The following is a 17927-nucleotide window of genomic DNA, read 5'->3' as shown; positions in this document are numbered from 1 at the left end:
TTATGATCGCATTCAACCATTCCATTATTCGTGCAGCAGTCTGGAATCTGGCAGGTTTTTCCCGTCCGGGCCGGCCTGTCGGCATTTCCGGACGCTCGCAGAAGGCGGCAAACCAGGCCGAAGGACTTGCGCTGCTGGACGCCGAGTTTGTCACCCTCGTTGAAGTCTCGCCCGTCAGTTACATCGAAACTCTGGTCGGGAAACTGGCGGAATACGGTGTCGAATACGACTACACCATCCTGCCACAGCAAAGCGGCAATATTCATATCGGGTTTCTGCATAAGCCCGGCATCGAGGTAACCAACCCGCGGTTCATTCCCGGCTCCGAAGGCGCCTATCAGGGCGGGCGGCAGGCCTTCGCCGTAGATGTAAAGGTCGGAAAGCTCAAAGCCATCGTGATCGGTGTGCATCTCAAATCCGGCCGTGACAGGGATGAACAGAAAATCCGTGACAGCCAGTGCAAAGTGATCGGCGAATATATTGCGGAGGTTCACCGGACGCCGGGTACAATGCGGCGTGCCATCTTCCTGATGGGTGATTTTAACATGATCCCCGGACAGGATGTCTCGAATTTTCACTATCTGGGCGGCGACGACACAATGGATTTCGTGTCCAGCTGGGATCTGCAGGACAGATTTTCGCACATCCTTGAAAAAGGCCGCGCCAATCTGCTCGACGGCTTTGCGGTCAGCCGCAACTATTCAACCGACTACATCAAAGGCAGTCTGAGGCTTTTCCCCATGCACTGGACGATGGACATGGGGCGCGAAAAGTTCCGCAAGAACGTCTCCGACCACCTGCCCTTTGTCGCGAGCTTCCGCATCTACTGACGTCCGCTGGCGGGACGGTGGGCGGGGCGTCTTGCCGGATGGCAAGAGCGCCGTGCACCGTCAGTGCCCGCCCAGCATTCCCGTCTTTACAGAGTAATCAACCGCCAGCGCATAGTCAGGGTCGTCATCACTGTCGACCATCAGTTGCCCCGCTTTGTTCAGCAGGCGGTGACAGTCCCGGCTGAGATGCCGAAGCATCAGTGTTTTACCAGCGCTCTCATATTTTTCGGCAATGGCTTCGATCGCCTGCAGCGCTGACTGATCCACCACCCGGCTGTCGGCAAAGTCCACGATCACGGTATCCGGGTCACCGGCCACATCAAAAAGCTCCGTAAACCCGTCAGACGATCCAAAGAACAAAGGCCCCTGGATCTCATAGACTTTTGCACCCTTCTCGGTATGCGACTCCCGGGTTTTTGAGTGAATGCGGCGCGCATTGTTCCACGCGTAAGCCAGCGCGCTGACGATGACACCAACCACCACCGCTACCGCAAGGTCTTCGAGGACTGTCACGACTGTCACCAGCAGAATGACAAAAGCATCCGTAAGCGGAACTTTTCGCAGGATGGTGAGCGAGTTCCACGCAAAAGTACCGATCACCACCATAAACATGACACCAACCAGCGCCGCGAGCGGGATCAGTTCAATCACAGAAGAGCCGACGAGAATAAAGAGCAGCAGGAAAACCGCAGCGGCAATCCCGGCGACCCGCGTGCGCCCGCCAGATTTCACGTTGATCATCGACTGACCGATCATCGCGCAACCGCCCATACCGCCAAAGAACCCCGTAACAGTATTTGCCACGCCCTGCGCGATACACTCCTGGCTCGCACCGCCACGTTCATTGGTCATATCACCCACAAGGTTCAGCGTCAGCAGGCTCTCGATCAGACCGATGGCAGCCAGGATCACCGCATAGGGCAGGATAATCTCGAACGTTTCCCGGTTCAGCGGCACCATCGGGATGTGCAGGCTGGGCAGCCCGCCCTGGATCGACGCCAGATCACCCACGCGTGGCACATCGAGGCCAAATGCAATCACAATGGCGGCGACAATGCCGATCCCGGCCAGCGGTGCAGGGATCACTTTGGTGATCCGGGGCATGACCCAGATAATCGCCATCGTCACGGCAACCAGCGCCAGCATCAGAACCAGCGGCTGACCCGACAGCCATTCACCGCCACCCATGCCGTGGCCTGTGTTTTCCATGGTACCCGGCACCTTGAACTGCCCCAGCTGGGCCAGGAAAATCACGATCGCCAGACCGTTCACAAACCCCAGCATCACCGGATGCGGCACAAGACGGATAAACTTGCCCCACTGCATGACCCCCGCGAAAACCTGTAAAAGCCCCATCAGCACAACGGTAGCAAAGAGGTATTCAACCCCATGCTCGGCCACGAGCGCCACCATCACGACTGCAAGCGCCCCTGTCGCGCCCGAAATCATCCCCGGCCGCCCACCGATCAGGGCTGTGATCAGCCCGACCAGAAACGCCGCATAAAGCCCCACCAGCGGGTGCACACCAGCCACAAAAGCAAACGCAACCGCCTCAGGAACAAGCGCCAGGGCCACGGTCAGCCCCGACAGAAGCTCGATGCGCAGGCGCGCAGGTGTCAGCCCGTCTTTCGGCGCCCAGCGCAGATCCGTTACATCAAGATTTCGGGTAAACTCACGAAAGGTCGTCTTCGCCATGAATGGCTCCTGTGCTGTCAGGTCCTGCGGGATTACCGGGCATCCGGCACCGGGTTGCGCGCTCCCTAGACCCTTTGCAGGCGAATGGAAACCCCGCTGGCGGGTTCACAGCTCCCGCATTCCGGTTAATTAGTCGTAAATTTCCGCAGATGCTGAAAGTTCCGGCACTTGAATGGCCCTTCCCGGAAACAGAACCGCAGACACCCCGACAGCGCCTGCGACACGGACCCACCCGTCTCAAAACGCTTTCCAAATCTGCGCCCTGCGCTAAGCTGACAACCGACGGGGGAATTGATGATCACTGTACAATGCGATGCCGATCTGGACGCTCTGCGGCCGTTGACGCCCGGTGAAATCCAGCTGCTGGCAGCTTGTCGCGCGGGCGAACCCTGCAGGCTGAACGGGGGGCACCTGCCGGACGAGGCCGGATCCCGCCGCGCGCAGTTCATCCGCGCAGACATCCTCCGTTATCTGATCATGGGCGGCTGTGAGATCAATCCGGTGGCCAGCACCGGCATCGATCTGCACGGCGCATTTATCTCCGGCACCCTCAATCTGGCCACAGTGAAATCGCATGGCGCGGTCGGTCTGCAAAACTGCCGTTTTGACCGGCTTTTCACGCTGTTTCAGTCAGAGATCCAGAACCTCAGGCTGGATGGCAGCCACCTCTGCGGGCTGAACGGCCACGGGCTGAATGCGGCAAACGATGTCATTCTGCGTGACGTGACGGACACCGGCGGCATCAACCTGTTTGCGGCAAGGATTGGCGGTCGTCTGGACCTCGGTGGCGCGGACATCAGCCCCTCGAAACATCTCGCGCTCAATGCAAAGAACGCTGAAATTGCTGGTGGCGTCACGCTGAGCAGCCTCTGTGCGACAGGCCGGGTATCCCTGAACGGGGCTGTGATCAACGGCCAGATGGCCTGCGAAAACGCCAGCCTGGATGCGCACGGCGCGGCCTATGCGTTCAAGGCGCAGGATACGGTCATCAGATCCGACCTCAACTGCACCGGCATACGGGTGAAAGGCATGTTCAGCCTTTCCGGCGCACAGGTCGGCGGACGCCTTGTTCTGAACCACGCGGAATTTGATGCTGCCAGCGATGATCCGGCCACACCCGCCGTCCGCCTTGTGCGCATGAATGTCTCGGAGGGGCTGCACTGGGAAGGCATTCGCCTCGGAGACGGCCGGGTGAGCCTCACATCTGCGCATGTCGGTGACCTGCGTCATGATCTGAACAGTGACATGGACAGCTGGCCCCCGGCGGACCGCTTCGATCTCGACGGTTTTACCTATGACCGGATGACCGGGCCCTCGATTTCACCCGGCACCTTTATTGAATGGCTCAGAAAAGGCAGCACGGAAAAAGAAAACTTCCTGCCGCAACCTTTCACGCAGCTCGCAAAAATATTGCGCGAGCGTGGGCATGACCGGGATTCCCGGCTGATCCTGGCCGAGCGCGACCGCCTGATCATGAAAAACATCCGGGACCGCGCGCGCATCACCGACTATGACGGCACATGGTCAAGGGCGTTCCTCGGGCTCTCCCGGGATGCCAGTAATTTCCGCAGATGGGCGATCGATGTGATGCTGCGCCGCACGGTCGGATATGGGTACCGGCCTTTCCGCAGCATGTGGATGCTCGCGACGCTGGTGGTCATAGCCGTCACGATGGCCCAGATGACGTGGCGGGAGGGCTCATTCGTGCCTGGCGCTGAGGCGGCGAATGGCTCAGAGGTCTGGATTGCGCTGTCCGGGAGCGGTATTCCAAACCCGGCACAGGCCTGGGCGGAAACGCCTGTTGTGCAGCGCGATGGTACCGTCAGCCCCCCGCCCGGGCGTGATTACCCCCGGTTCAATGCCATCGCCTGGGGTGCGGACCTGGTCATCCCGATCATCGATTTCGGACAGACTGTTCACTGGGGGCCGTCCGCGGGACGCGGCCCTTGGGGGCTGTGGCTGTGGCGCGCGTCCTTTTTCCTCGCTGCTGCAGGCTGGATCGTCACAGCGCTCGGTGCAGCGGCAATCACTGGGATCATCCGCCGGGAATGATCAGCGTGCGCTGACTTTGCGAATTCCAAAACTCACCGTGATCAGATGCAGTCTGCACTTTTCAAAAGCGTGCGGCTGGGTAAGCTGTTCCGCGACAGGCAAAAGGATTCCCCCTTCATGACCAGCACAAAGATTGCCGTCATCGGCGGCTCGGGCCTCTATGACATCGACGGGCTTGAAAACACCGAATGGGTGACGGTTGATACCCCCTGGGGTGCGCCATCTGACGCGCTGCTGACCGGGTCACTGGGTGGTGTCGACATGGTGTTTCTGCCGCGGCACGGACGCGGGCACATGCACTCTCCGACAACAGTCCCCTACCGCGCCAATATTGACGCACTCAAACGTCTGGGCGTGACAGACGTGATATCCGTGTCCGCCTGCGGTTCTTTCCGCGAAGAAATGGCGCCAGGCGATTTTGTGATCGTGGATCAGTTCATCGACCGTACCTTTGCGCGGGAAAAGAGTTTTTTCGGCACCGGGTGTGTGGCCCATGTTTCTGTGGCCCATCCGACCTGCCCGCGCCTTGGAGCGGCCTGTCTTACGGCGGCGAAGGATGCCGGGATTACCGTGCATGACGGTGGTACATATCTGGCCATGGAGGGGCCGCAGTTTTCGACCCTGGCTGAATCCCGGATGTACCGGGAAAGCTGGGGCGCGGATGTGATCGGTATGACCAATATGCCCGAGGCGAAACTCGCCCGCGAGGCGGAGCTTTGCTATGCGTCAGTGGCGATGATTACCGATTACGACAGCTGGCATCCGGACCATGGCGAAGTTGACGTCACCGAAATCATCAAAACGCTGATGGGCAACGCCGACAAGGGCCGCGATCTCGTACGCCGCCTGCCGGGCCTTCTTGGGGCGGACCGGGCGCCCTGCCCGCATGGGTGTGACCGCGCGCTGGAATTCGCCATTCTGACCCAGCCGGATGCGCGCGATCCGTCGGTTGTGGCCAAACTGGATGCGGTCGCTGGCCGTGTCCTCTGATATCTGACAGGAAGACAGCTCAATGCCCCTTGATCTCTGGCTGACCTTCGTTGCCGCCTCAACCGCCCTGCTCCTGATCCCGGGCCCGACCGTTCTGCTTGTGCTGAGTTATGCCCTGTCGCGCGGCCGGTCCGTCGCGGTGGCCTCTGCCGCGGGTGTCGCACTGGGCGATCTGATCGCCATGACGGCCTCTCTGCTGGGGCTGGGTGCGATCGTTCTGGCCTCGGCCACTGCCTTCACCCTGCTGAAGTGGGCGGGCGCAATCTATCTGATCTGGCTCGGGGTCAAACTTATCCGTTCAGCCCCCACCGAAGGGCTGACCCCTGCCAGAAACGTCACCGCTCAGGGCGTCTTCGGGCACGCCGCGGCGGTGACCGCGCTGAACCCGAAATCCATCGCCTTCTTCATTGCCTTCGTGCCGCAGTTTGTCTCTGCGGACAGGGCACTCCTGCCACAGTTTGCCATTCTGATTGCAACCTTCGTCGGCCTCGCAGCACTCAACGCGCTGGCCTATGCGCTGATGGCAGACCGCCTGCGCCGTTTTATCGCCCGGCCTTCGGCCCTTGCCTGGATCACCCGCGCCGGCGGCACTGCCCTGATCGGGATGGGCGTCATGACAGCCGCCCTGCGCCGCACCACCTGAAAGAGAGACTATGAAAACTGTTCAGGACTACATCCGCACCATTGTCGACTTTCCGCATGAAGGCATCATGTTCCGGGACGTCACCACTCTGTTTGCGGACCCGCGCGGTTTCCGCATGGCCATCGACCAGATGCTCCACCCCTATGCCGGTATGGAAATCGACAAGGTGGTAGGGCTGGAGGCCCGTGGTTTCATCCTGGGCGGTGCGATCGCGCACCAGCTGTCCGTCGGGTTTGTGCCGATCCGCAAGAAGGGCAAACTGCCGGGCACGACCATCAGTCAGGACTATAAACTGGAATACGGCGAAGCAATTGTCGAAATTCACGATGACGCCATAGAGGCCGGCGAAAAAATACTGGTGGTGGATGACCTGCTGGCAACCGGCGGCACGGCAGAGGCCGGGATCCGCCTGATCGAACGGCTGGGTGGGGAAATCGTTTCAACATCTTTCATCATTGATCTGCCGGATCTTGGCGGGCGCAAAAAGCTTGAAGCGATGGGCGTCGAAGTTCACGCGCTCTGCACGTTTGACGGTCTCTGACACCGAGGGAACAGGATACCACCCATGCAACAACGCTGGGCCATTCTGGCCGTCCTGTTTTTCGCACGCACCTGCATGGCGTTTCAGTTTCAGTCCGTCGCGGCTCTGGCACCACAGCTTGCGGAACGGTTTGACCTGAACCTCGCAGATATCGGCGTGCTGATCGGGCTCTTTTTGGGTGCAGGCATCTTTGTCGCGATCCCTGGCGGTTCCATCGCCGCACGTTTCGGCGACAAACGGGTCACAGCCGTCAGCCTCGGATTGATGATCACAGGTGCCCTTCTGATGGCCTTTGCGAGCGACTGGTGGTTGCTGGCTGCCGGGCGGGCTCTTTCCGGTGTTGGCGGCGTGATCATCAACGTAATTATGACGAAAATGGTCATCGACTGGTTCACCGGGTACGAAATCGGTACCTCTATGGGCGTTCTGATCGGAGCCTGGCCGTTCGGTATTGCCGTGGCCCTGCTCGTTCTGCCGCCTCTGGCAGGAACCGGTGGTCTGTTGCTGGCCTGGGCCGGCCTCATCGGGACAATCGCGGTGAGCCTGCTGGCGCTGGTTCTTGTCTATCAGAGCCCGCCTGCCGCAGAGGGTGCAGGCGCTGTTTCCGGCGGCACCACGGCGCACTGGACGCCCCTGCTCGCCGCTGCATCGATCTGGGGTATGTATAACGTCGGTCTGGCAATGGTTTTTGGATTCGGGCCGCTGCTGCTGGCACAGAATGGTATGTCGGCGACGGCGGCCAGCTCAGTAGTCAGCGTGTTTATTCTGATGGTCGGCGTCGGTGTACCACTGGGCGGCATTCTGTTCTGACCGGCTGCAGAATCGGGACGGCGTGATCTTCGCCAGCCTGCTTTTCTGCACGGTTGTCATGCCGGTGCTCGCTGTGGCACCGGCGGGCATCGCTGCGCTGATCTACGGGGCCGCAGGCCTATTTATGGGCCTTGCTGCGGGCCCCATCATGACCATGCCGGGCCAGGCCCTGCCGCACGCGGTCCGGGCTTTTGGCATGGGAGTGTTTTTTACCATTTACTATGCAGTGATGATGGCGGCCCCCGGTATCGCAGGAAGTATCGCCGAAGCGGCGGAGAATACTGCCATGACATACTGGCTGGGCAGCCTCGCGTTTCTGATCTGCCTGCCCGGGCTGTTCATTTTCCGCAAAACCGTTCCGGCAGCAGTCTGATACTGTCAGGTCCGTAAAACAGCGCCTGGGTTCATAATCCCCAGGGGATCGAGTGCCGCCTTAATCGCCCGCATGGCGCCCAGTTTGGCCGGGTCGCCATAGCGCTCCAGATCCGCAACCTTCAGCCGGCCTACGCCATGCTCTGCACTGAACGAGCCATCAAACTCGTGCACCAGGTCATGAATCGCGCGCTGCAGGTCCGCACGCTGGTTCAGGTGCTCTTTCTTGGTGCGTCCGGGCATCGGGAAAATGTTGTAGTGCAGGTTGCCATCGCCCAGATGCCCGAAACAGTTGATGCGGAAATCCCCTACCGCGGCGATCCGGCTGACACCCGCTTCGATAAAGGAAGGGATGGCGCTCAGAGGCAGAGACACATCGCTGGATACAATGGCCCCGACGGCCTTGTTGGCAATCGGGATGTTCTCTCGCACGGCCCAGAAATCATCGGCCTCCCGCGCGTTCTGCGCAATCACGCCATCGCTGACCAAGCCCGCGTCAAGCCCGGCTTCAAAGAGTTCCGCCAGCGCTTCATCCGGAGACATACCTTCAACGGTACCAATCTCGATCAGCACAGACCATGCGGGCGCATCGCCAAAGGGCTGACGCACCTGAGGCAGTTCCGCGGCCAGAAACGCGAACGCCTGCCCCGAAATCAGCTCAAACGCCGTGACAAGATCACCGAGGCGGCTGCGCGCGAGAGCCAGCAGGCTCAGCGCTGTCGCAGGAGACTCCGTCACAAAAATCGCGGTGCCTGTGCCGGCCGGTTGCGGGAAGAGTTTCAGCGAGGCGGCCGTTATAACACCCAGGGTGCCTTCGGACCCGATCAGCAGATGGCGCAGGTCGTAGCCGGTGTTGTCCTTGCGCAGACGGCGCAGCCCGTGCCAGATCTGCCCGTCCGGCAGAACCGCTTCGAGCCCCAGGCACAGATCACGCGTGTTCCCGTATCGCAGGACTGCCGTGCCGCCGGCATTGGTGGCCAGGTTACCGCCAATCCGCGCTGTTCCCTCAGCCGCAAGCGACAGGGGAAAAAGCCGTCCCGCTTCCGCTGCCGTCTTCTGAACATCTGCCAGAATGACGCCGGCCTCACAGATCATGACGTTCTCCTCGGGATGCACCGCACGCACCCGGTTCATCCGTTCAAGCGACAGGATGAGCGGCAAAGGCCCGTCGGGCGAAATTTGACCGCCCACCAGGCCGGTGCCACCACCATATGGCATGACCGGAATACGATGCTCTGCCGCAAGACGGACAATCGCGGATACATCCTCTGTGGTACCCGGGCGGGCCACCAGCGTTTCGCGGCCCGTAAAGGTGCCGCGCGGTTCTTCCAGATATCTGGGTTCAGAACGCGTCAGAACAGTATCAGCCAGCTGTCCTGACAGGGTGGATTCAAAGGCGGCATCGGCGGAACGGAGTGTCATGCCCCTTGATCCCCTGCCCACGCCCGGGATGCAAGGGCGCTCTAGGGATCGCTCAGAAACGCGGGCCGCAGCACCATGATCGTCGGACGCGATGGCAACCGGTCCAGCGACATCTCCAGCGACGGCCCGCCCACTTCGACAACGGCGAAATCATCGGCCATACCTGCCAGGAAATCATCCAGCGCAAAGAGCGAGAACCAGTGCATCGGAATTACAACCGACGACCGCAGTCGTTTGAGCACCCGCGTCATGGTCGCGAGATCCAGCGTATACCCGCCATCCACCGGCGCCATGACAACATCCAGACGCCCGATGGCGGCATATTGTTCCGCGTCCGGTTCATGATGCAGATGCCCCAGATGGCCGATGCACAGCCCGGCCATCTCAAAGATGAAAATCGAATTGCCTTCTTTTTCGATGCCGGAGAACTGCGACCGTATATCCGTCGATACGTTGCGGACCAGAACTTCGCCCAGATCAAGCCTGTGATCTATGCCTTCGCCGAAAGCGCCCCACCCTGGCAGGACATGGGGAATGGCGGGGTCCGGATTTGCGGTCCAGTGCGTGGCATGCGCATGATTCATAGTCACGACATCCGGTATCAGCGGCAGCGTGCCGGTGTACCCGGTGTAATCCGTGACCATATTGAGCCCACCGTGGCTGCGCACAAGAAAGCTCGCGTGCGTGATATAGTGAATCCGCACGGTTTCTTCATCGACCGGCCCCAGGGCGGCCGGAACGACATATTCGAGGCCGGGTGTCTGCTGTGCGAGAGCGATACAATGACTGGGCGTCCGACCCGCAGTTTGTGACTGCGCCTCAACCGCACTGCCAAAGACCAGAACCATCAGTAAAAGCAGAACCCGCGCCATCCCGCACTCCTCTCTCACAAAGGAGTATAGCCCGAACCCCGAAGTTTTCAGCAACACCTGACGCGCGTGCATCCAAAACAGGCGGTGGCCTGCACAATTTGTTGGCAGTCAATACCTCTCGCCGGGCACCCCGCGGTTTTCCGCAGGAAAACTGAATATTCAGAATGTGGCGCAGCCGCGCATTTGGGTCACGCGCGCTCTGCGTGCGGGACTTTGCCCCGGCGGTCACTGCGCAGGGCGGCATACAGAACATGTGTCCGCCAGCGGTCGTTGATCTGAAGGTAACTTTGCGCAACGCCTTCATACTTGAAACCTGACGTTTCCAGAAGACCGCGGGAGGCCGCATTTTCCGGCAGGCAGGCCGCTTCAATCCGGCTGAGATCAAGCCGGGTGAACGCGTAGTGCACCACGGCCGTAATCGCTTCACGCATGTAACCCTGCCGCGCAAAAGGCGCGCCCGTCCAGTAGCCAAGCGTTCCGGACTGCGCCGGCCCCCGTCGGATGTTATCGAGCGTGATCGCACCCAGCAGTGCTTCATCCGACCGGCGGATCAGAAAGAGCGGCAGCGCTGTGCCACCTGATACGGACCGCTGCGCCCAGTAAACGCGGTTGGTAAAGGCCTTTCGCGTCAGATGATCTTCAGCCCATGCCGGCTCCCGTGGGGTCAGATAGTCAATACTCTGCGCGCGCAGTTTCGACCACGGACGGAAATCAGAATGGATCGGCGGCCTGAGGGTCATCCGTTCCGTTTCGATCCGGAGTTTGCGAAACCCGCGCAGCATCACGCAGCCCGACGCGCCTGCAGTTCTTCCAGCGAAGGTGCCGTGTCAACCGGGCCATAGAGCGCCAGGGCCGCCGGTGCGCTGGCCGCCATGCGGCCCGCAAACTCGCGCACATCCCCCGTGGTCACCGCGTCAATCATCGAGACGGTTTCTTCCAGCGGCGGCACCCGCCCCCAGATCTGCACCAGCCGGGCGAGGCGTTCAGCCCGGTTCGAGGGGCTTTCCAGCCCCATCAGCAATCCTGCTTTCATCTGGGCCCGCGCCCGCGCCACTTCAGCCGGCGACATATCGTCCGCCGCGCGCTTCATCTCGTCGATGGTGATGGTCGCCAGCTCCGGCAACTGCCCTGCGCTGGTTCCGGCGTAAATGGTGGTCATGCCCGTATCCGCATAGGCCCCGGCCTGCGCAAAGATGGAATAACAAAGTCCCCGGTTTTCGCGGATTTCCTGAAACAGACGGCTCGACATACCACCGCCCAGTGCCGACGCGTAGATCTGGGCAGTGTAAATCGCATCCTCACGGTACCCCGGGCTTTCAAACGCCAGAGCAAAATGGGCCTGTTCCAGGTCTTTTGAGCGCCGCCGCTCGCCTCCGGCAAACTGTGCCAGGGGTGCCGCAGATGGCGCTCTGCTTTCCATGCCGCCAAAGAGTTTCTCAGCCAGTTGCACAATCGCGTCATGATCAACGGCACCCGCCGCCGCCAGGATCATCTGGCCAGGGCCGTAGTGTTCGGCAATGAAACCCTGCAGGTCCTCACGACTGAACCCGGAAACCCGTTCGGCGGGTCCAAGGATCGTGCGGCCCATCGGATGATCCGGATAGGCTTCCTCCTGCAACCAGTCGAAAATCACATCATCGGGCGTATCAAGGGTCTGGCCGATCTCCTGCAGGATCACGCCGCGTTCAACCTCAATCTCTGAGGGTTCAAGCGTGGGGTTGATCAGGATGTCGGCGATCACATCCAGTGCAAGGCCCACGTCATTGCGCAGGACACGCGCGTAATACGCGGTCACCTCGCGGCTGGTGTAGGCATTGATATACCCGCCCGCATCCTCGATAGCCTCGGCAATCTGCAGCGCGGTGCGCCTTTTGGTGCCCTTAAAGGCCATGTGCTCAAGAAAATGTGCAATGCCGTTCTGGTGCGGGGCCTCATGCCGGGCCCCTGCGGTGACCCAGACGCCGACGGAGGCGGATTCAAGCCCGGGCATTTCTTCGGTTACAATGCGAAAGCCGTTTGGCAACTGGTGCTGCTGCAGTGTCACGCGGACAGGTTCTCCCTGATATGATTTTTCAGCGCGTCCAGATCATTGGCCACCCTGCTCACCCGTTCCGGGCGTTCATACAGGTCGGCCATACGCGCAGGCAAGGGCGGGTGAACACCCGAAGCTTTTTCGACAGCAGCGGGGAATTTCGCCGGATGAGCTGTGGCCAGTGTGATCATCGGGGTTCCGGGCACCCGCAGCGCGCCGGCAACCTTCACACCGATGGCAGAATGCGGGCAGAGCAGTTCACCGCTGGCCGCCAGTTCCGACGTGATGGTTTGCGATGTTTCGTCTTCGGAGGCGCGTCCGGACTGGTAATGCGACTGCAGAACCTGCATGGCGCCCTGGCTCACATCAAAGCCACCCGCTTTCAGTTCATCCATCAGCTGAACAATTGCCGGGGCTTCCCGGTCGTAGGCATCAAACAATGCCCGCTCAAAATTGGAACTGACCTGAATATCCATCGACGGACTGATCGAGGGAACTGTTTCGCCCTTGTGATACCCCTGTCCGCTCAGACAGCGGTGCAGAATGTCGTTCTGGTTGGTGGCCACAACCAGCCGGTCAATCGGCAGGCCCATGCGTTTGGCGATGTAGCCGGCGAAAATATCCCCGAAGTTGCCCGTGGGCACCGTAAAGCTCACCGGGCGATGCGGCGCGCCGAGCGAAACCGCTGAGGAAAAATAATAGACGATTTGCGCCAGGACACGGCCCCAGTTGATCGAATTGACACCCGCAAGGCGCACCCCGTCCCGGAATTCAAAATCGTTGAACATGTCTTTCAGACGCGCCTGGCAGTCATCAAAGTCACCATCCACAGCCAGTGCGTGCACGTTGGATTCCTGAGGCGTCGTCATCTGGCGGCGCTGCACTTCTGAGATGCGACCGTGTGGGTACATGATAAAGACATCCACATTGTCGAGCCCGCGAAAGGCCTCAATGGCAGCCGATCCGGTGTCGCCCGATGTGGCGCCGACAATTGTAACGCGTTCGCCCCGCCGGGACAGCGCTGTCTGGAACATCTGCCCGATCAGCTGCATCGCAAAGTCCTTGAATGCAAGCGTGGGGCCATGAAACAGTTCCAGCAGGAAATGATCCGGAGCAAGCTGCTTGAGCGGCGCGCGTGCCGCATGGCCAAAACCGTCATACGCGCGGTCGATGATGTCGCGGAATTCGTCATCGGTGAAAACATCGCCGACAAACGGGCGCATGACACGATAGGCGGTCTCTTCGTAACTCAGCCCGGCAAGCGCGCTGATGTCGTCGTGGCTCATCTGCGGGATTGATTCAGGCACATACAGCCCGCCGTCGCGCGCGAGACCTGTCAGCATTGCCTCTTCGAAATTCAGGATGGGCGCTGTACCACGGGTAGAGATGTATCGCATAGAGTTCAGCTTTTGTTGGCCGCAGTTCCGCGGCGCAGGAAGAAGAAAGTCATAACAGACCAGATCGCGGCCAGAGAGAACCAGGTGACCGCATATTGCAAGTGGTCGTTTGGAATCGCGGCAGTATCAACCGGAAAAGGTGTGACGGGTCCCGGCACGGAAGGCGGATCGCGACGCACGACCAGCACCGGTTCCGTTCCGAGCGTGCGGGCCATTGCGTCCACATCCCGTGCAAACCAGATGTTGCCTGCCACGTCCGCCTCGGGCGTGTAACTGTCGGTTTCCTGTGGCCACTGCAGGTTTCCGACAATCGTGAGCGGCGGCCCTTCTTCGAATTTCAGCGCATCAGCATCCGCAACCCGGACAAAACCCATATCGATCAGGATATCGCCCCCGTCACGCATCATCGGCCGGATGATCCTGTAGCCGGCCCCTGCACCTTTTTGCGACACCAGGACCCGCAGGTAGCCTGCACCGAGACTGCCGGTCACCTCGACTGGCAGATAGGCGTCAGCGTCGCGGTCCGGTGCGGCGGGCAAAGGAACAGGGTCTGCCGCAATCCGCTGCTCAATGTCAGCCAGCAACCCCTCTTTCCAGGTCAGCCGCTGCACCTGCCAGACGCCGAGACTGATCAGGATCGCAGCACCGCCCAGCCCGAAGATAAGGAAAAACGCCAGTCGTCCCATGACTGCTCCGCTTCAAAGAAAAACGCGCGGAGACCGCGCGTTTTGTTCTCAGGAATGTTGCCTGCGATCAGTGAGCGCCAGGCATCTGGGCCACGCCCCAGATGTAGACAGCGAAGAACAGGAACAGCCAGACAACGTCCACAAAGTGCCAGTACCAGGCAGCTGCCTCAAAGCCAACGTGTTTCTCGGCTGTGAAGTGCCCCTTCATCGCACGGAACCAGCAGACCGCAAGGAAGATCGTCCCGATGATCACATGCGCACCGTGGAAACCGGTCGCCATGAAGAATGCAGAGAAGAAGGTATCGCCACCAAACTCCCAGCCTTTGTAAAGCAGATAGCTGTACTCATACCCCTGCAGGAAGGTGAAGAGCACCCCCAGAACCACCGCGATCCCCAGGCCATTGACCAGGTCCTTGCGCGGCCCGCCGTGCACCAGCGCGTGGTGCGCCCAGGTTACGGCACAGCCCGACAACAGCAGAACCAGTGTGTTGATCAGCGGCAGGTGGAACGCGTCCACATGGTAAATCTCAGGGCGGACATATTCTGTACCGATGTACTCGCTCATCGGGTAGATGCCATCTTTGAAGAAAGCCCAGAACCACGCGGCAAAGAACATCACTTCGGACATGATGAACAGAATGAAACCGTACCGTAGGCCGATACGCACCACCGGTGTGTGATCGCCGATTTTGCTTTCGGATACGACCTCGGACCACCAGCCGAACATGACGTAGAGAACAGCTACAAAACCGCCCCAGAACAGGAAGGGCGTGATGTCCTGCATCCACAGCACGGCGCCGAAGAGCATGGCAAACCCGGCGAGCGCGCCAAGAAATGGCCAGATCGAGGGGTTCAGAATGTGATAGTCGTGGTTCTTTTCGTGGGCCATGTCAGCGTCCCTTACCTTATGTTGGTCAGTTCAGACTTGTGTCTGAGTTGGTATTGGCATCCTCCACCGAAGCATAGCCTTCGGGAAGGTCAATCTCATAGAAAGTATAAGACAGTGTGATCGTGTGGATGTGCTTTCCGTCGCGGTCGTCCACGATTTCCGGGTCGACATAGAAGGTCACCGGCATCTGCACCCGTTCACCGGGCTGCAGCACCTGTTCTTCAAAACAGAAGCACTGGATCTTGTTGAAGAAGCCACCTGCCTGGTATGGCGTGACATTATAGCTTGCCGAGCCAGCAATCGGACGGTCCGTGGGGTTGTAGGCCTCATAAAAGGCCAGTCCGGTCTCACCGATGCGGACTTCCATCTCGCGTACGACCGGCTTGAATTCCCAGGCCATGTAGTTGTTGAGCGACCCGTCAAAACGCACCTTGATCGTCTGGTCCAGCACATCTTCGGGCGCCACGTCGGACACACCGGTGACACCGCCAAATCCTGTGACACGGCAGAACCAGTCATAAAACGGCACAGATGCCCAGGCGAGACCGCCCATCAGCACAACCACGCCCACTGTCTGGGCAACCGTTTTTGAAGGACCGGTCAGGGCCATCAGCGCAGCTCCTCTGCTTTCGGAAGTTCAAAATCACCGTTTGTAACCTTGGTAAAGGTCAGGGCCAGCACCAGCACGACAAAACCGGCCAGCATCAGACCGACGCCCACGTTCCTGCCTCTGCGGCGGGTGTGGATTTCATGTTCCTGTCTCAGCGACATCGCTCACCAGCCTCCCATGCCAAAGGGACGCAGTGCAGCTTCTGCCAGGATCGCACCGAAATGCGCAAAGAGATACCACAGGGACAGGCGGAAGAACTTCTTCTCGACACGGTAGTCATCCGCAATGGCAGTCTCTTCGGGCCGGCGCCAGATATCCACGGCACCCTTCAGAAAGGCGAGGTTCAGCACCACCGCCACCGCCAGGTAGAGCGGCCCGCCAATCGCGGTGAAACCTGTGGCAACGGCCAGAACGGCCAGCAGTACCGTGTAGGCGATAATGTGGAACCGCGTCGACTTGCGACCATGTGTGACCGTCAGCATCGGCACTTTTGCATCGTCGTAGTCCGACTTCATAAACAGCGCGAGCGCCCAGAAGTGCGGTGGTGTCCACATGAAGATCAGCGCAAACATCAGCCAAGCTTCGACAGAAAAACTGCCCGTGGCGATCACCCAGCCAATCACCGGCGGGAAGGCTCCCGCGGCACCACCGATCACGATGTTCTGTGGCGTCGAGCGTTTAAGCCACATGGAATAGACGACGGCGTAAAAGAAGATTGTAAAGGCCAGCAGGCCCGCAGCCAGCAGGTTGGCGGACAATGCCAGCATCATCACGGACAGCCCGGACAACGCGAGCCCGAGCGACAGCGCTTCGCCGGCAGGCACGCGACCCGAGGGGATCGGGCGTTTTGCCGTACGGCGCATTACACCGTCGATATCTGCATCCCACCACATATTAAGTGCGCCGGACGCACCCGCCCCGATGGCAACAAAAAGGATGGATGCGAATGCAATGACAGGATGCACACCGACCGGCGCCGCGAGCAGACCGACCAGAGCGGTAAACACCACCAGCGACATGACGCGCGGCTTCAGCAGCGCGAAATAATCACCCAGCTGGGTGTCATATTCGCCTGTTGGTGTGTTGTAGCTTACGTCAGACATAACCTTGCCCCGGGCATCAGCTGTGCGGGCGGCCTCAAAAACCGCCCGTTACAGTCATTTGGATGCCAGCACCCGCGTCTGCGGGATGCCTGCATATTCCTCACGCGCTTCTTCCAGCCAAGCGGCGTAGGCCTCTTCGGAGACGACCTTGACCGTGATCGGCATGTAAGCGTGGTTCAGACCGCAGAGTTCGGAGCACTGTCCAAAGTAGATGCCCTCCTGCTCGGCTTTGAACCACAGTTCAGCCAGGCGGCCCGGTACTGCGTCCTGCTTCACACCGAAGGCAGGGATGGTCCACGAGTGGATCACGTCACCGGCAGTGACCTGCATCACGATTGTCTTGTTGACGGGCACAACAACAGAAGTGTCCGTGGCGAGCAGGAACTCGTCTTCGGAATACCCGGCTTCTTCCAGCATCGCGATGGTTTCAGGCGACTTGGAATTGTCACCGCCCGTTGCCGGCGATCCGATCATGTAGGACGAGAATTCGAACCCTTCGTCTACATATTCATAGTCCCAGTACCACTGGTAACCGGTCACCTTGATCGTCAGATCCGCTTCGGGGATTTCCTGCTGTTTGAACAGAACCGGCAGCGAGAAGGCACCGATGAACACCAGAATCACAATCGGCACGACCGTCCATGCGATTTCAATGGGTGTATTGTGCGTGAACTTTGCGGGCTCCGGGTTGCGCTTTGCGTTGTAGCGGATCGCCACCCAGCCGATGAGCGCTGTCACGAACAGCGTAATCACGGTGATAATGACCAGAATCATCCAGTCGAGCGTGTGAATGTCGCGCGCAAGCTCTGTAACCGCAGGCTGGAACCCTGTTTCGCGATCGACCGGCGCGCCGATGACCTCAAGGTTGTCCTGTGCCCGGGCGGCCGTGGCCGCAAACCCTGCCGCAAGGCCGGTGAATGTGAGGAATTTCTTCATTTTTCGTCCTGATCTCTGGGTGATCGGTGGATCATTGTTGCGCATTG

General features: G+C 60.0%; 19 protein-coding genes. 7 read left to right on the top strand and 12 right to left on the bottom strand.

Annotation, left to right across the window (positions count from 1 at the left end; all coding sequences use genetic code 11):
* Positions 1–2 precede the first annotated feature (2 nt).
* Positions 3–830 carry an endonuclease/exonuclease/phosphatase family protein gene (locus ACZ1HA_RS03585; RefSeq protein ID WP_375228333.1) on the top strand — a complete coding sequence of 276 codons (828 nt, stop codon included), beginning with the start codon at positions 3–5 and terminating at the stop codon, positions 828–830.
* A gap of 60 nt (positions 831–890) precedes the next feature.
* Here the strand turns inward: ACZ1HA_RS03585 and ACZ1HA_RS03580 are convergent, their stop codons facing one another.
* Positions 891–2525: a SulP family inorganic anion transporter gene (locus ACZ1HA_RS03580; RefSeq protein ID WP_472712899.1), complete on the bottom strand. Its 1635-nt coding sequence runs from the start codon at positions 2523–2525 to the stop codon at positions 891–893.
* A 294-nt stretch (positions 2526–2819) separates the two neighbouring features.
* Here ACZ1HA_RS03580 and ACZ1HA_RS03575 point away from each other — a divergent pair, with 294 nt between their 5' ends.
* From ACZ1HA_RS03575 to ACZ1HA_RS03550, 6 genes are all read left to right on the top strand, one after another.
* Positions 2820–4577, top strand: coding sequence for a hypothetical protein (locus ACZ1HA_RS03575; RefSeq protein ID WP_472712898.1), 1758 nt, complete (start codon positions 2820–2822; stop codon positions 4575–4577).
* Positions 4578–4694: 117 nt separating this feature from the next.
* Entirely contained in the window at positions 4695–5567 is an 873-nt protein-coding gene (locus ACZ1HA_RS03570; RefSeq protein WP_472712897.1) for an S-methyl-5'-thioadenosine phosphorylase, read from the top strand.
* Positions 5568–5589: 22 nt separating this feature from the next.
* On the top strand, positions 5590–6210 hold the full coding sequence (locus ACZ1HA_RS03565; protein ID WP_472712896.1) for a LysE family translocator: 621 nt from the start codon (positions 5590–5592) through the stop codon (positions 6208–6210).
* Positions 6211–6220: 10 nt separating this feature from the next.
* A complete protein-coding gene (locus tag ACZ1HA_RS03560; RefSeq protein WP_375228336.1) occupies positions 6221–6751 on the top strand; it encodes an adenine phosphoribosyltransferase in 531 nt (176 codons plus the stop codon).
* A 24-nt stretch (positions 6752–6775) separates the two neighbouring features.
* Positions 6776–7561 carry an MFS transporter gene (locus ACZ1HA_RS03555; RefSeq protein ID WP_472712895.1) on the top strand — a complete coding sequence of 262 codons (786 nt, stop codon included), beginning with the start codon at positions 6776–6778 and terminating at the stop codon, positions 7559–7561.
* 22 nt (positions 7562–7583) lie between these two features.
* Positions 7584–7934: a hypothetical protein gene (locus ACZ1HA_RS03550; protein WP_472712894.1), complete on the top strand. Its 351-nt coding sequence runs from the start codon at positions 7584–7586 to the stop codon at positions 7932–7934.
* Positions 7935–7939: 5 nt separating this feature from the next.
* Here the strand turns inward: ACZ1HA_RS03550 and ACZ1HA_RS03545 are convergent, their stop codons facing one another.
* The 11 genes from ACZ1HA_RS03545 to coxB all read right to left on the bottom strand — a co-directional run bounded on the left by ACZ1HA_RS03545 (position 7940) and on the right by coxB (position 17880).
* Entirely contained in the window at positions 7940–9355 is a 1416-nt protein-coding gene (locus ACZ1HA_RS03545; RefSeq protein ID WP_472712893.1) for an FAD-binding oxidoreductase, read from the bottom strand.
* 41 nt (positions 9356–9396) lie between these two features.
* Positions 9397–10227 (bottom strand): MBL fold metallo-hydrolase, encoded by an 831-nt coding sequence (locus tag ACZ1HA_RS03540; protein WP_472712892.1) that lies wholly within the window; start codon positions 10225–10227, stop codon positions 9397–9399.
* A gap of 188 nt (positions 10228–10415) precedes the next feature.
* On the bottom strand, positions 10416–11009 hold the full coding sequence (locus tag ACZ1HA_RS03535; protein ID WP_472712891.1) for a GNAT family N-acetyltransferase: 594 nt from the start codon (positions 11007–11009) through the stop codon (positions 10416–10418).
* Entirely contained in the window at positions 11009–12271 is a 1263-nt protein-coding gene (locus ACZ1HA_RS03530; protein ID WP_472712890.1) for a M16 family metallopeptidase, read from the bottom strand. The genes ACZ1HA_RS03535 and ACZ1HA_RS03530 overlap by 1 nt, the downstream gene beginning before the upstream one ends.
* Positions 12268–13656 carry a threonine synthase gene (gene thrC / locus ACZ1HA_RS03525; protein WP_472712889.1) on the bottom strand — a complete coding sequence of 463 codons (1389 nt, stop codon included), beginning with the start codon at positions 13654–13656 and terminating at the stop codon, positions 12268–12270. Before thrC ends, ACZ1HA_RS03530 begins: the two co-directional genes overlap by 4 nt.
* Before the next feature lie 5 nt (positions 13657–13661).
* Positions 13662–14342 carry an SURF1 family protein gene (locus ACZ1HA_RS03520; RefSeq protein ID WP_472712888.1) on the bottom strand — a complete coding sequence of 227 codons (681 nt, stop codon included), beginning with the start codon at positions 14340–14342 and terminating at the stop codon, positions 13662–13664.
* Between the two features lie 67 nt (positions 14343–14409).
* Positions 14410–15231, bottom strand: coding sequence for a cytochrome c oxidase subunit 3 (locus tag ACZ1HA_RS03515; protein WP_472712887.1), 822 nt, complete (start codon positions 15229–15231; stop codon positions 14410–14412).
* A 25-nt stretch (positions 15232–15256) separates the two neighbouring features.
* Entirely contained in the window at positions 15257–15841 is a 585-nt protein-coding gene (locus ACZ1HA_RS03510) for a cytochrome c oxidase assembly protein (protein ID WP_375228344.1), read from the bottom strand.
* Complete coding sequence (locus tag ACZ1HA_RS03505) at positions 15841–16002, bottom strand: cytochrome C oxidase assembly protein (protein WP_375228345.1); 162 nt, start codon at positions 16000–16002, stop codon at positions 15841–15843. Before ACZ1HA_RS03505 ends, ACZ1HA_RS03510 begins: the two co-directional genes overlap by 1 nt.
* A 3-nt stretch (positions 16003–16005) precedes the next feature.
* Positions 16006–16944, bottom strand: a complete 939-nt coding sequence (gene cyoE, locus ACZ1HA_RS03500; RefSeq protein WP_472712886.1) for a heme o synthase — start codon at positions 16942–16944, stop codon at positions 16006–16008.
* A gap of 54 nt (positions 16945–16998) precedes the next feature.
* On the bottom strand, positions 16999–17880 hold the full coding sequence (gene coxB / locus ACZ1HA_RS03495) for a cytochrome c oxidase subunit II (RefSeq protein ID WP_472712885.1): 882 nt from the start codon (positions 17878–17880) through the stop codon (positions 16999–17001).
* Positions 17881–17927 lie beyond the last annotated feature (47 nt).

This window comes from Roseobacter sp. S87, assembly GCF_055693285.1.
Note: the sequence above shows the minus strand (reverse complement) of the source record. Positions and strands in the feature narration are given on the sequence as shown.